10 protein-coding genes are annotated in these 13,035 nt (G+C 43.6%); 4 read left to right on the top strand and 6 right to left on the bottom strand.

Going from position 1 to position 13,035, the window contains the following annotated elements; translation table 11 throughout:
* Positions 1-173: 173 nt before the first annotated feature.
* From QWZ04_RS07410 to rdgC, 4 genes are all read right to left on the bottom strand, one after another.
* On the bottom strand, positions 174-428 hold the full coding sequence (locus tag QWZ04_RS07410; protein ID WP_290326515.1) for a YfhL family 4Fe-4S dicluster ferredoxin: 255 nt from the start codon (positions 426-428) through the stop codon (positions 174-176).
* 265 nt (positions 429-693) lie between these two features.
* The gene (locus QWZ04_RS07405; RefSeq protein ID WP_290326513.1) at positions 694-924 is read right to left on the bottom strand and encodes a hypothetical protein; all 231 of its coding nucleotides are present in this window, start codon (positions 922-924) and stop codon (positions 694-696) included.
* 314 nt (positions 925-1,238) lie between these two features.
* Positions 1,239-2,618 carry a prephenate-dependent tRNA uridine(34) hydroxylase TrhP gene (gene trhP / locus QWZ04_RS07400; protein WP_290326510.1) on the bottom strand — a complete coding sequence of 460 codons (1,380 nt, stop codon included), beginning with the start codon at positions 2,616-2,618 and terminating at the stop codon, positions 1,239-1,241.
* A gap of 260 nt (positions 2,619-2,878) precedes the next feature.
* The gene (gene rdgC, locus QWZ04_RS07395) at positions 2,879-3,790 is read right to left on the bottom strand and encodes a recombination-associated protein RdgC (RefSeq protein ID WP_290326508.1); all 912 of its coding nucleotides are present in this window, start codon (positions 3,788-3,790) and stop codon (positions 2,879-2,881) included.
* A gap of 193 nt (positions 3,791-3,983) precedes the next feature.
* Here rdgC and phoB point away from each other — a divergent pair, with 193 nt between their 5' ends.
* Genes phoB through QWZ04_RS07380 form a run of 3 tightly spaced genes read left to right on the top strand, consistent with a single transcriptional unit; the run spans position 3,984 to position 7,012 of the window.
* Complete coding sequence (gene phoB / locus QWZ04_RS07390; RefSeq protein ID WP_290326507.1) at positions 3,984-4,673, top strand: phosphate regulon transcriptional regulator PhoB; 690 nt, start codon at positions 3,984-3,986, stop codon at positions 4,671-4,673.
* Between the two features lie 24 nt (positions 4,674-4,697).
* Complete coding sequence (gene phoR / locus QWZ04_RS07385; RefSeq protein ID WP_290326505.1) at positions 4,698-5,999, top strand: phosphate regulon sensor histidine kinase PhoR; 1,302 nt, start codon at positions 4,698-4,700, stop codon at positions 5,997-5,999.
* Positions 5,999-7,012: a PstS family phosphate ABC transporter substrate-binding protein gene (locus tag QWZ04_RS07380; protein WP_435433591.1), complete on the top strand. Its 1,014-nt coding sequence runs from the start codon at positions 5,999-6,001 to the stop codon at positions 7,010-7,012. Before phoR ends, QWZ04_RS07380 begins: the two co-directional genes overlap by 1 nt.
* On the opposite strand, the gene ppx is transcribed toward QWZ04_RS07380, so the two are convergent.
* Both ppx and ppk1 read right to left on the bottom strand, forming a co-directional pair.
* Complete coding sequence (gene ppx, locus QWZ04_RS07375; protein ID WP_290326502.1) at positions 6,998-8,494, bottom strand: exopolyphosphatase; 1,497 nt, start codon at positions 8,492-8,494, stop codon at positions 6,998-7,000. The genes QWZ04_RS07380 and ppx overlap by 15 nt on opposite strands.
* Entirely contained in the window at positions 8,491-10,611 is a 2,121-nt protein-coding gene (gene ppk1 / locus QWZ04_RS07370; protein ID WP_290326500.1) for a polyphosphate kinase 1, read from the bottom strand. The genes ppx and ppk1 overlap by 4 nt, the downstream gene beginning before the upstream one ends.
* A gap of 189 nt (positions 10,612-10,800) precedes the next feature.
* Between ppk1 and QWZ04_RS07365 the strand changes: the two genes are divergently transcribed.
* Complete coding sequence (locus QWZ04_RS07365) at positions 10,801-13,029, top strand: ABC transporter permease subunit (RefSeq protein WP_290326498.1); 2,229 nt, start codon at positions 10,801-10,803, stop codon at positions 13,027-13,029.
* Positions 13,030-13,035: the final 6 nt, after the last annotated feature.

The raw sequence follows: 13,035 nt of genomic DNA, 5'->3' as shown, positions 1-13,035 counted from the left end.
GCGCGTGTTGGGAGTTCGAATCTCTCCACCCCTGCCATATTTAAAAAGGCTCTAGTCGAAAGACTAGAGCCCTTTTGCATTTATCGGAGTTCGAACCTCTCCACTTTGCTATAAAACATACAAAAAAAGCCCGCTAGTTGTTGCTAGCGGGCTTTTTCAATTGTTTGGGGTTCTTAAGCTAAACCTTGAATAATGACAAACTTTTCAAGTAACTCTTCTTCCGTTTCTATGTGCTTAGGATCGGTGATAATACACTTGGTGATCGGGCATACAGATTGGCAGGTAGGTTTGTCGTAGTGACCTTTACATTCAGTACACAATAAAGGGTCAATCTCATAAATGCTGTCACCCATAGTAATGGCGCCATTAGGACATTCGGGGTCGCACATATCGCAATTGATGCATGATTTTTGTATTAGAAGAGCCATGGTTAACTTACCTATAAAAGTCGTAAATGGCTTCGCGTGTATTAATACATCCTGCATACATCCAATGCTCATTGAAATAGCGGGTATTTCGATGAACACTTACACAGCTAAACCGATAAATGCTTGTTGGTATTAATCCATACAACAAACATGCAAAGCCTGTTGGTGGCTTTGCTATTTTCAAGCGGCGAAGTGTACCATAAAAGGGGAGTTAGCCAAATGAGCTTGTAGCTAATGAGAGTGTGGTTAAGGTATTCGCGATTATTTAAGCGGCCAGTTTAATCTCTAGCCAAGTACCAAAATCATCGGCGCTTATATCATCGCTAGTTCGGGAGACTAATGACAAAATGTGCTGAGCCTGAGACGCCGTGAATTCATGATTAGTTATTACAGCCCAGCCTCTAATTACGGCACGTCCACCTGAGCGCTCGACAGATTCTAAAATGATCTGAGCACAGGTCTCACTGTAGGTTTCAATTTTATAGATATCACTCATAGTGCTACCCCACCTTTATTAAGTACATCGGGTTAGAGCTATTGTATAACTCTTGAATATTGGCAATACAATCTGATCGCATATAGATACATGCACACAAGATGCCAATATCAATGAATAATAATCTTGTTCTTAAATGACTGATAAAACAATTAATTAGAAACACAAATGCGATGTGGTACAAATAGCGATAGGAAAAAAGGGACAAAGTTGAGATCTTGCTCTTGCCGAATGGGAGTAATTGCTAATTTGCGTTGCAAAAAGCAAAGCCTGCTACTGAGCAGGCTTTATTCGAAATGGTAGAAGCGCTTAGGTTATTTACCTGTAGGGTTACGAGTATCTTGCCCTGAGTTCAGATTACGCATAAGCAGTCCGAATTCTAAGTCCATATCTTCAGGCATTGGAATGAACACAAAGTGGCCGTTGCCTTTTGCGTCGTCAATCACTTCGGATTTTCGGTTTTCCATTCGCTCTAACGTAAATACAACGTTTCCGCTTGGTGTCATTAGCTCTAGGCTATCACCAACAAGGAATTTGTTTTTAACTTCAACTTCAGCAAGGTCACCACGGCGTTTACCAGTAAACTCACCAACGAATTGCTGAGCATCTGATACCGAGTAGCCATAGTCGTAGTTTTGGTATGTGTCGTGCGTATGGCGGCGTAAGAAGCCTTCAGTATAACCACGATGAGCTAAGCTCTCTAATGTACCCATTAGGCTCTCATCAAATGGTTTACCTGCTACCGCATCATCAATCGCTTTACGATAAACCTGTGCAGTACGAGCGCAGTAATAGAATGATTTAGTACGGCCTTCGATTTTAAGTGAATGAACACCCATCTGAGTTAAACGCTCTACGTGTTGTATCGCACGTAGATCTTTAGAGTTCATGATGTAGGTACCATGTTCATCTTCAAACGCAGCCATCTTTTCTTCAGGGCGGTGGCTTTCAGAAAGCAGCACCACTTCATCAGTTGGCTTGCCTAGACCTAGTGTATTATCTGGGCGTTCTTCCACTTCTTGCATTTGAACCGCAGCGTCTTGAACCTCAACGATTTGACCTGTTTCGTCTTCTTTTGCTTCTTCTACTTTGTATTCCCAACGGCATGCGTTAGTACATGTGCCTTGGTTTGGATCGCGCTTGTTAATGTAACCTGAAAGTAAGCAGCGACCAGAGTAAGCCATGCAAAGTGCACCGTGAACGAAAATCTCTAATTCCGTTTCAGGGCAATGCTCACGAATTTCTTCAATTTCTTCTAGTGACAGTTCGCGGGACAGAATCACACGCTCTACACCTTGAGTTGACCAGAACTTAACGGTTGCCCAGTTCACCGCATTGGCTTGAACTGATAGGTGAATAGGCATATCTGGAAAAGCTTCACGAACTAACATGATTAAACCAGGATCAGACATGATCAGTGCGTCAGGACCCATTTCAACAACCGGTGTTAAATCACGAATGAACGTTTTCAGCTTCGAGTTGTGAGGCTGAATGTTGCAAACGACGTACAGTTTCTTACCTTGAGCGTGAGCTTCATCGATACCGATCTGTAGGTTTTCGTGGTTAAACTCGTTATTACGAACACGTAGGCTGTAGCGAGGTTGACCTGCGTATACTGCATCTGCGCCGTAGGCAAAAGCATAACGCATATTTTTAAGGCTACCCGCTGGGGATAAAAGTTCTGGTTTAAACATTGCTAAGTTCTCTTCTGATCTCAAGTCAGTCCAATACCACTGGATGGTATTAGTGGGGCGCAAATTTTACGCTAAATGAGTAAAAGAGGAAAGAGAAGAAGTAGAAAGAGTAAAGACCGTTGAACTTGTTGAGTAGCGAATTCGTTGTGCTGATGTAGAAATTAGAAAAGTAAAAAGCCAGAACAGCAAAAAGCCAGAACAGCTTGAAGTCTTGTTCTGGCTTTTTCGTATCTAGTCGTGAAGTGGTTTAGCTTCGAGTTCTATTCAGCTTTTGGCAAGCCACCTAATGTCTCAAAAAGGTTTGGCAGAAATGCACCAAGTTCGCTACACATTAGAGAGAAGTCAGCATCAAAGCGAGCAGCTTGATCTTCACGAGGAATATCTTCATTTTGATCTTTTAGTTCATCACTAAACTTAAGACGTTTAACACTACAATCTTCAGCTAAAACAAACTCAATACGATCTTGCCAATTGATGGCGAGTTTAGTCACCACTTTATTCGCTTGAATGTGAGACTGAATTTCATCTGCGCTCAATTCTTGTTTTTTACATCGGATGATACCGCCATCTTCCAGTAAAGACTTGAGCTCAGCTTCATCAAGCATAGTGATACCTGAAGGAGTCTCGCCTGTTTTAACCCATTCGGTAAGCGTGGTTTCAATGGCTTGTTCTGGAATCGCAGGAACAACGGGCAGGCTACCCATGGTTTTACGTAATAATGCTAATACATCTTCTGCTTTTTTGTAGCTACTTGCATCGACTAAGATAAAACCTTGTTCAGGCAAAATCAGTACGAATGTGTGATTACTGCGACTAAAGGCGCGTGGAAGCAGATCGACAATGATGTCGTCTTTTAAATTGTCTTTTTCTTTTTTCTTTAAAGGGCGGCCTTCTTGGGCTTCCATCATGTCAATTTTTGCTGCTAGCGAATCTTTGATGACGGACGCTGGCAACATTTTTTCTTCTTTCTTGGCACAGATAAGAATACGGTTTTCAGACACATGAGTCATCATATCACCGTGTCTGCCCATAGCTGTTGTCCAGCCGAATTTTTGTTTGTCTTGGCTACCACACGGTGTAAAACGGAACTCTTGCAGTTGCGTTTCAAGTTGTTCGGCGTTGAATTCGATATCGCGGTTGAAGCGATACACTAAACAGTTTTTAAACCACATACGTTTTACTCATATTCTGTGTTTGAACGGCAAATAATAGGGGATTTTTACGCTCTTGTCCTAAAGCAATTTAGAAAAAAGCCAATGAAATTCTAAAGAAAGTTATGTGAAAAATTGTTTGCAAGGGTCACAAAAGTGTCATAATTGTTGTCGATAATGCATGACGTTGATTAATACTAAAGGTAATTCAATTATGTCTAGAAGGATTCTGGTTGTTGAGGACGAAGCGCCAATTCGTGAGATGCTGTGTTTTGTGCTTGAACAAAAAGGTTACCAAGCAGTCGAAGCCGAAGACTACGACACTGCTGTAGAAAAACTGTGTGAACCATTTCCAGACCTTATTTTGCTAGATTGGATGCTTCCTGGTGGTACAGGCATCAACTTTATCAAGCACTTGAAGCGTGAAGAGTTAACACGAAATATTCCAGTGGTGATGTTAACGGCTCGTGGTGAAGAAGAAGATAAAGTACGTGGCTTGGAAGCCGGTGCTGATGACTACATCACAAAACCGTTTTCACCAAAAGAGTTGGTTGCACGACTTAAAGCGGTAATTCGACGAGTAACGCCCACGGCTTTGGAAGATGTTATCGACGTACAAGGCCTAAAGCTTGACCCTGTTTCCCACCGAGTAACGGCGAACGATCAAGCGCTTGATATGGGTCCAACTGAATTCAAAATGTTGCATTTCTTTATGACGCATCAAGAGCGCGTTTATAGCCGCGAACAGTTACTGAATAACGTTTGGGGCACCAATGTGTATGTAGAAGATCGCACTGTAGATGTGCATATTCGACGTTTGCGTAAGGCATTGGAAGGTGCTGGTCACGATAAATTGGTGCAGACAGTACGTGGAGCGGGCTATCGCTTCTCTACCCGCGCATAACGATGGAGGCTCCCGGAGCATTCGATGGTTGAAAGGTTAACTTGGAAGAAGCTAGTCTGGTCGCTGGCTTTTTTTTACGCCCCCTGGGTAGTAGTCGGCTGGATATTTGGTTACATGCCCTGGCTATTGCTGATAGCGACGGCTTTGCAGCTTGTTTGGCAACTGCATAACCAAGTTCGCCTATCCACTTGGCTTTGGGATGACAAACGCTTAACACCGCCAGCGGGAACCAGCCAGTGGGAACCGTTGTTTAATGGTATTTACCGAATTCAACAGCGTCAGCGTAAAAAGCGCAAAGAGCTGACTAATTTGATTCGTCGTTTCCGAAATGGTGCTGAATCCTTACCTGATGCTGTGGTGGTATTTCGTAGTGAAGGTAACATTGTTTGGTGCAATAAACTGGCTCAACACCTACTGGGTTTCCGGTGGCCTGACGACTCTGGTCAGCCGATCTCTAACCTGATTCGCACGCCTGATTTTATTAAGTACCTAGCGAAACAAGACTTTTCAGAACCTTTAGAAATGCACTCTCCACTTAATGTAGAACGTATGCTAGAGCTGCGTATCGTGCCGTATACTGAAGGTGAGCACTTAATGGTTGTCCGTGATGTCACTCAGCTCAAACAGTTAGAGGGTATGCGTCGTAACTTCTTTGCGAACGTTTCCCATGAATTGCGCACACCGATGACCGTATTGCAGGGTTACTTAGAGATGACGCAAGACCCTGAAATGCTAGTTGGCCCTATGTGGGGTAAAGCCCATGGCGTCATGACTGAGCAGCTCAACCGGATGAATAGCTTGGTTAACCAACTACTGACATTATCGAAAATTGAAGCGGCGCCAATGCATGAGCTTGAAGACATTGTTCATGTACCCGCGATGTTAGATGTATTAGAAAAAGAAGCTGTCGCGTTAAGCGGTGAAAATGATCACCAGCTTCAATTTGACATAGATACCAACTTGTACGTTTATGGTGATGAAGATCAGCTGCGCAGTGCGATTTCAAACCTGGTTTATAACGCTGTCAAATACACGCCTGCCGGTGCGAAGATTAAAGTCACATGGAAGAATACCCCTAATGGTGCCAAGCTTGAAGTGGCTGACACAGGAGAGGGGATTGAGCCGCAGCATTTGCACCGTTTAACCGAAAGGTTTTATCGCGTTGATAGGGCTCGTTCTAGAGAAACTGGCGGCAGTGGGTTAGGGCTTGCTATTGTGAAGCATGCACTGACACACCATGATTCTCACTTAGATATACACAGTGAGGTCGGGAAAGGCAGCCGATTTACGTTCACATTGCCTAGCCGTTTGGTTGTGATTAAATGATGCGACAGAAGATGACTTTCAGTGAGTCCATTTGGGCTAGTTTAAGAGTGATCAGTGTGTTGGTTCTTTTAGCTATCTCTACATCTTCTACGGCTGAAAGTGGTACTTCAGAAGAATTAAAGCTGACTGACTACAAAAAAGTTTCCGGTATTTCGGGGAATTTAACGTCGACAGGATCAGACACACTTGGCTCTATGATGACCATGTGGGCTGATCAGTTTCAAGATATCTATCCGAACATCAACGTGCAAGTTCAAGCTCTAGGTTCTTCTACAGCAGCCCCTGCACTTGCTGAAGGCACTGCGCAGTTTGGCCCGATGAGTCGTCCTATGCGAGCCAAAGAAGTGGAAGCATTTGAGCGAAAGTACGGTTACAAACCTGTTGCTTTACGCGTAGCCATCGATGCTATTGGTATTTTTGTTCACCGAGATAACCCGATAAAAGGGTTAGACTTTGAGCAAATAGACAGTATTTTCTCAAGCACATTACGCTGCGGAGCCACCGTTCCGATAAAAAACTGGCAACAGTTGGGGATTGATCAAGCATGGGCCAAGCGTCGTTTGCAATTGTTTGGTCGAAACTCGGTATCTGGAACCTACGGTTACTTTAAGCAAAACGCCCTATGCGGTGGTGACTTTCGCCGAAATGTAAATGAACAGCCGGGATCCGCGTCGGTTGTTCAATCAGTCGCTTCATCGATCAATTCAATTGGCTACTCGGGCATTGGCTATCAAGTGTCTGGGGCTAAGTTGTTGCCTATATCTAAACAAGGCACTGATTATGTAGAAGCGAGTCGAGATAACGTACTGTCCGGTTCATATCCGTTATCTCGTTTCCTCTATGTGTATATTAATAAGCATCCAGGCCAACCTCTGAGCCCGCTAGAAGAGCAATTTGTTCGCTTTATATTTTCTAAGCAAGGCCAGTACTTGGTCGAAAAAGAGGGTTACGTGCCGGTTTCTGTTCAACTCGTTGATAATGAACTCGCCAAACTGGGTTTAGCTGAACGCTAGTTCCCACCCCACACTGTGCCAATATTCTTGCTCTGTGAGTAAGTCTTCATGCAATAAGCGATTATGATCTAGCCAGTTATTTTCTGCACTGGTAAGCAACCATTGCTCTTCATCAACCGATAAAATCAGTTCTGGTAGTGGGGCATCCCTACGTTGGCCGTGAAGCAATATGGCCAGTCTTAATATTCGAATGGCGGATAAAACGTGCTGGGTTTTAAATAAGTTAAATTCAGGAAGGTCATGCAATTTTAATGACTTACGCTGAAAACGCGTCAGAGTCGCGATCATTAATTGCTGTTCTTGATTAAAGCCGGGCATGTTGGTGTGTTGAAGTATGTATTGAGAATGCTTATGAAATCCCTTAAAGCTGATGCTTAAGCCTACTTCGTGCAGCATTGCTGCCCACTCTAACAACGCGAACAGTTCATTGCTTTTTTTTATTCCCAGCTTTAACGCTACCTGAGATAAGAACGCAGTAGCTTGCCTCCTCACTTTATTGGCATGGACTAAGTCAACATGGTGCTTAGTAGCCAGGTTTTCTGTGGTTCGCATGCGAATATCACTTCGCTCAAAGCGTTGCTCCATTTCATACAAGACGCCCTCACGTAAAGCGCCATCGGAATAGTGAAGTTGATTGATGTCGAGTTCTTTCATGATACCGCTTAAAATCGCGACCCCAGCAGAAAATACAGGGTGTCTTTCCTGTGTTAACCCCACTAAGTTGATCTTTTCCATCGTATTAAACTCACAAAGCTGTTGAATCAGGCTTTGTAAGCGATGTTGTGTAATCAGGCCGTCATCAAATCCTAAACCTATTAGGACTTCACGAATAGCTTTTATGGTGCCCGATGACCCTAAAGCCGCCTCCCAACCGAGCTGTTTGTATTGATAGGCGAGCGGTTCAAGTTTTTGAGCAACGGCCATGTGTGCTTTCAAAAATTGATTTTCCTGGAGTAAGCCATCATTGAAAAATTGGTGAGTAAAACTGACGCAGCCTATTCTTTTACTGTTGATAATACGGCTATCAAACCCTTGGCCGATGATCATTTCGGTACTTCCTCCACCAATATCAATGACCAGCTTACTTTTTGATTCAATCTGAGTATGAGCAACCCCGAGAAATATAAGTCGACCCTCTTCTATGCCTGATATGATCTCGATGGGAAAAGGTAATATTTTGGCGGCACGTTGGATAAATAGGTGGGCATTGTTAGCCTGACGCAATGTATGGGTAGCGACAATGCGAACGTTATTTAACTCGAAGTCGTGCAGCCGTTCTGCAAATATTTTGAGGCAATCGATCCCTCTTTGAATTGACTCATTTGAAAGATTGTTTTGCAGGTCAAGTCCAGCAGCAAGGCGAACTCTTTGCTTATGGCGACTGACCATTTGTAAGTCTGAGCCAACCACTTTGGCCACAACCATATGGAAGCTATTAGAACCGAGATCTATCGCGGCGATATTTCGACTGTGACTGCTCATAACTCTTCCTGTGCGAATGACCTTTTAGCCAGCTTTTCTTTTTGTTTGATGTAGCTATAGATCTGCAATTGAGACCGGATTTTTTTCTTGTTCCCTCTAGAAACATAGTCATTACTGAGCGAGGCATCAATTTTGCGTGCTTTTACAGTATCAGTGAAATGAATCTCTATGATGTCTAAGATCTGTTGTTTGATACTAGGATCTAGAACGGGGGTTCCGACCTCAATTCGATGATCTAGGTTTCGGCTCATCCAATCTGCGGATGAAATATAGACGAGGGGCTTTCCGGCATTTTCTGCGATTAAGACTCGAGAGTGCTCCAAAAATCGGTCGACAATACTGATGACTTGAATGTTTTCACTGACCCCTGTTATTTCTGGTACCAAGGCACACATGCCTCTAACGATAATGCGTATGCTGACGCCAGCACGGCTTGCATCATAGAGTTTCGTGATGATCTTTTTGTCGACTAAGTTATTAAGCTTGAGGCTAATTCCCGCTTTTTTCCCTTGTTTAACATTGGCGATCTCATTGTCGATTAAGCGGTATAGCTGCTGGCGAGTATTCCTCGGAGACACAATGAGATGGTGGAATTTAACTGGTCGGTAAGGATGCTCAATGTAGCCAAATACATCGTGCACTTCTTTCGTTAGTTCAGGGGTGGCGGTAAACAAGGATAAGTCTGTGTAAATACGCGCTGTTTTTTCATGAAAATTACCGGTTCCAATATGAGCATAACGTACTATCTTGTCGGCTTCTTTCCGGCTGACTAGTAGCAACTTAGCATGAATTTTTAACCCTGTAGCTCCGAAAATCACCTTAATACCTGCATCGGTCAACACTCTAGACCACTCAATATTGGCTTCTTCATCAAAACGTGCCTGCAGTTCGATGACCACAGTAACCTGTTTGCCATTGTTGACCGCATCAATTAATGAATTGAGCAGCTTAGAGTTTTTGGCGACACGATATACGTTGATCTTGATCGCGACGACTTTGGGATCAAACGAAGATTGGCGCACAAATTCTGTTGTGTGATCAAATGTGTGGTAAGGGTAGTGGAGCAAAATATCATTGTGACTAATGGCATCAAATGCATTGGAGAAGTGATCAAAGTCAGCATTTCTCAGTGGAGTAAGCGGTTTGTTTTCTAGGTATCCTCGACCGATATTAGGGAAATGTATGAAGTCTTTAAAATTGTGATAACGGCCCCCGGGTATCAAACTGTCGTAATTAGATAGCTGAAGTTTTTTGCTTAAGAATGAAAGCATGGCTTGAGGCATCTCTTTCTCATACACAAAGCGAACGGGCATGGCGGTTAAACGCTGGTTCAAGCCCTCAGACATCTGTTCGAGGATGCCGTGTTCATCTTCAGTATTTAAATCATATTCTGCATCTCGGGTTACTTTCATCGCGTAGCAATGCAGCGATTCATAGTCAAAGAACCCTCGGAAAAGATCGTCTAAGCAATGGCGGATAATATTATCGAGTAAAATTATGGTCTTACGCTTTTCGCCTTTTTGTTCAGGCATGATGATAAAACGAGGTAAATGCTCTGTTGGGATCTCGACCAAAGCATATTGCGTTTGTTGTTCTATTCCTGCTTTGATGCCGCTTTTCAATTCAACACTTAAGTAAGCGCATTCGTCTTTTAAAAATTGCAGAACGTCGATGTCATCGGTCATCAATTGAGGCGCAATATGAGGCAATACTTCTCGATGAAAGAACTTACGAACCCATTTTTGTTGCTTTTCATTGAGCTGCGTTTCGCTGACGAGAAAAATGCCTCTGCGGGCCATCTCCAGTAGTAGTTCACCGTAGAGCTCATCAAACGCGTGGTTCAGTGTTAAGGCTTTCCTTTGCATCTTTGCCAGCAGTTGCTCTGAACCATCTTTAGTTCCTTGTTCCTGATTGATAACAATGCGACGCTTAATATCAGAGAAGCGAACCTTATAAAACTCATCCAAGTTATTAGAGAAGATACCGAGAAAACGAATACGTTCGATAAGAGGTACATTTTTATCCGCGGCTTCTTGTAACACGCGTTCGTTAAATGATAGCCAACTGAGCTCTTTTTCAGTAAAGAGTGTATCGGCGAATTGCTTTTCTGCGTTCATACTAGATCCATTTATGAGTACGAATTGCCCTGTCAGGAAGAGAACAAAGCGTCCCCCTTGTCAGTATATTTCAGTTCTTTGTATTAAGGGCAAGATTAAGTAAATTTCAGTTATTTAGCGTATCATTGTAATATTTGTGTCACCTAACTGACATAATATGGCAGCGACTGAAAATAGGATTTAGGTGGGATGTCCCAGGTGGAATTTACATTACAACAACGTGATAGAGCTAGGCAGCTGAAAGACAGCCTTGCTCGCTATGCCGTGACGATCGGCGGCGTTGGAATTTTGTTTGCACTGGCATTGATCTTTTTCTATTTAGTGATGATGGTACTGCCTATTTTTTCCGGTGCCAAAATCGAACAAAGTGGTGGGCAACCGCTAGCTTTAGCAAGTGAGCCCTACGCGATCAGCGTCGATAATTACGGTAAGCATGCGTTTGTGGCCACTCAAGATGGTCAGGTTTACTTCTTGGATTTAGTAGGCGGTGCAAACGAATCAAAAAGCGTTGCTGCCACTCCTCAGCTTCAATATCAATTACCTAATCAGCCAACCTCTTTCTATCAAATGCCTGCAAGTAGTGGTTGGTTGGCGTATGCCGATGCCCTAGGTCAGGTCATGGCTCTCAAACCTGAGTTCTCAGTGGACTTCTCTTCACAAGGCAAGAGTGTGTCTGCGAAGATCCGGCATTACGGTTCGGAGCCTATTGTGTTGGAGCCGAATAGAAAAGCCATCACGCAGTTGGCGGTTGCTGTTTATTCTAGAGGAGCGGTGTTTGCTGGCTTAAACGAAGAAGAACAGCTATTTATCCATACTGAGATAAAAACGCCGGGTCAAGATGAACCTAAAGTGATTAAGCAAACACTCGCGCACGCCATTGAAGATGTAATTTCAATGCAAGTGACACCAGATGGTAAGTTTCTCTATATTTTAACGTCGACAGAATTGCTGGTGGCAAGAAATCAACACGGGCAGTTTTCAATTCGAGAAGCGGTCGACGTTTCTCGTGGAGAGCCGAGCTCAAATGCCGTTGGTATAACGTTGCTGGCAGGGGCGCAATCACTTTTAATTCAGCATGAAAACGGTGTCGTTTCACAATGGTTTGATGTTCTAAAAGATAAAGTCAGACAGCTTACGTATATCCGAGACTTCGATTTCAAACAACCAAGCCAATTGATTACTTCAGATTACTATCGTAAGGGGTTTTATGCGTTTTCTGAAGATGGGAACATCACCAATTATCAAACAACCAGCAAAGAACAGTCATTTTCTAAGTCTATATTAGGGTCTGCACCCAGTATTGTGGCCATTTCAAGTAATGAGAATGTCTTGTTGTCCTATGATGATGGGAAGATTACTCGCTTTCAGGTTGATAACTCGCACCCTGAGGTTTCATTTTCTTCGTTGTGGAATCGAGTCTGGTATGAGGGTTACCCAGAGCCGCAATTTGTGTGGCAATCAACGTCGGCCAATGATGATTTTGAAGCCAAGTTGAGCTTAGTTCCTATCGCGTTTGGTACCATTAAGGCGGCATTCTTTGCCATGGTATTTGCAGTTCCCGTTGCGGTACTAGCTGCGATTTACACGGCCTACTTTATGTCGCCTCCTATGCGCCGCGTGGTAAAACCAGCCATTGAAATCATGGAAGCCTTGCCGACCGTTATCATCGGATTTTTGGCGGGTTTATGGTTTGCGCCTATTGTTGAAAACCACTTACCAGCCGTCATGGCTTTGATTGTGTTACTGCCAGCATCCACCATTCTAACAGCATGGCTTTGGCATTTATTGCCGGAACAGTGGCTGAGTAAAATGCCCAATGGTTGGCATGGCATTATTTTAGTTCCGGTTTTAATCTCCGTAAGTTGGTTGGCGATTCATTACAGCTCGGCTATTGAGCTGGCTTGGTTTGATGGTGACATGCGTGTATTTCTTGCTGACATTGGTATTGATTACGATCAGCGCAACGCATTAGTAGTTGGCTTGGCGATGGGCTTTGCCGTGATCCCAACTATTTTCACTATTTCAGAAGACGCCATCTTCTCGGTACCTAAACACTTGTCTGATGGTTCTTTAGCTCTTGGTGCGACACAGTGGCAAACCTTAATCTATGTGGTGTTGCTAACTGCGAGTCCTGGCATCTTTTCTGCCATTATGATGGGGTTGGGACGAGCCGTTGGTGAAACGATGATCGTCTTAATGGCCACGGGGAATACGCCTGTGATGGACTGGAATATCTTTGAGGGTATGCGCAGCTTATCCGCCACGATAGCCATTGAAATGCCAGAATCAGAAGTGGCAAGTACGCATTACCGCTTACTCTTCTTGGCGGCTCTAATTTTGTTCGTATTCACATTTTTAGTGAACTCAGTGGCGGAATGGGTTCGGCAACGACTAAGAGATAAATACAGTGCGCTTTGATCATAT

The organism is Vibrio tapetis subsp. quintayensis (assembly GCF_030409945.1).
In the GTDB taxonomy this organism is placed as follows: domain Bacteria; phylum Pseudomonadota; class Gammaproteobacteria; order Enterobacterales; family Vibrionaceae; genus Vibrio; species Vibrio quintayensis.
Note: the sequence above shows the minus strand (reverse complement) of the source record. Positions and strands in the feature narration are given on the sequence as shown.

Bases quoted from the DNA above. Each gene is read 5' to 3' on its own strand.
- QWZ04_RS07410 (WP_290326515.1), bottom strand. From the start codon at position 428: ATGGCTCTTCTAATACAAAAATCATGCATCAATTGCGATATGTGCGAC.
- QWZ04_RS07405 (WP_290326513.1), bottom strand. From the start codon at position 924: ATGAGTGATATCTATAAAATTGAAACCTACAGTGAGACCTGTGCTCAG.
- trhP (WP_290326510.1), bottom strand. From the start codon at position 2,618: ATGTTTAAACCAGAACTTTTATCCCCAGCGGGTAGCCTTAAAAATATG.
- rdgC (WP_290326508.1), bottom strand. From the start codon at position 3,790: ATGTGGTTTAAAAACTGTTTAGTGTATCGCTTCAACCGCGATATCGAA.
- phoB (WP_290326507.1), top strand. From the start codon at position 3,984: ATGTCTAGAAGGATTCTGGTTGTTGAGGACGAAGCGCCAATTCGTGAG.
- phoR (WP_290326505.1), top strand. From the start codon at position 4,698: ATGGTTGAAAGGTTAACTTGGAAGAAGCTAGTCTGGTCGCTGGCTTTT.
- QWZ04_RS07380 (WP_435433591.1), top strand. From the start codon at position 5,999: ATGCGACAGAAGATGACTTTCAGTGAGTCCATTTGGGCTAGTTTAAGA.
- ppx (WP_290326502.1), bottom strand. From the start codon at position 8,494: ATGAGCAGTCACAGTCGAAATATCGCCGCGATAGATCTCGGTTCTAAT.
- ppk1 (WP_290326500.1), bottom strand. From the start codon at position 10,611: ATGAACGCAGAAAAGCAATTCGCCGATACACTCTTTACTGAAAAAGAG.
- QWZ04_RS07365 (WP_290326498.1), top strand. From the start codon at position 10,801: ATGTCCCAGGTGGAATTTACATTACAACAACGTGATAGAGCTAGGCAG.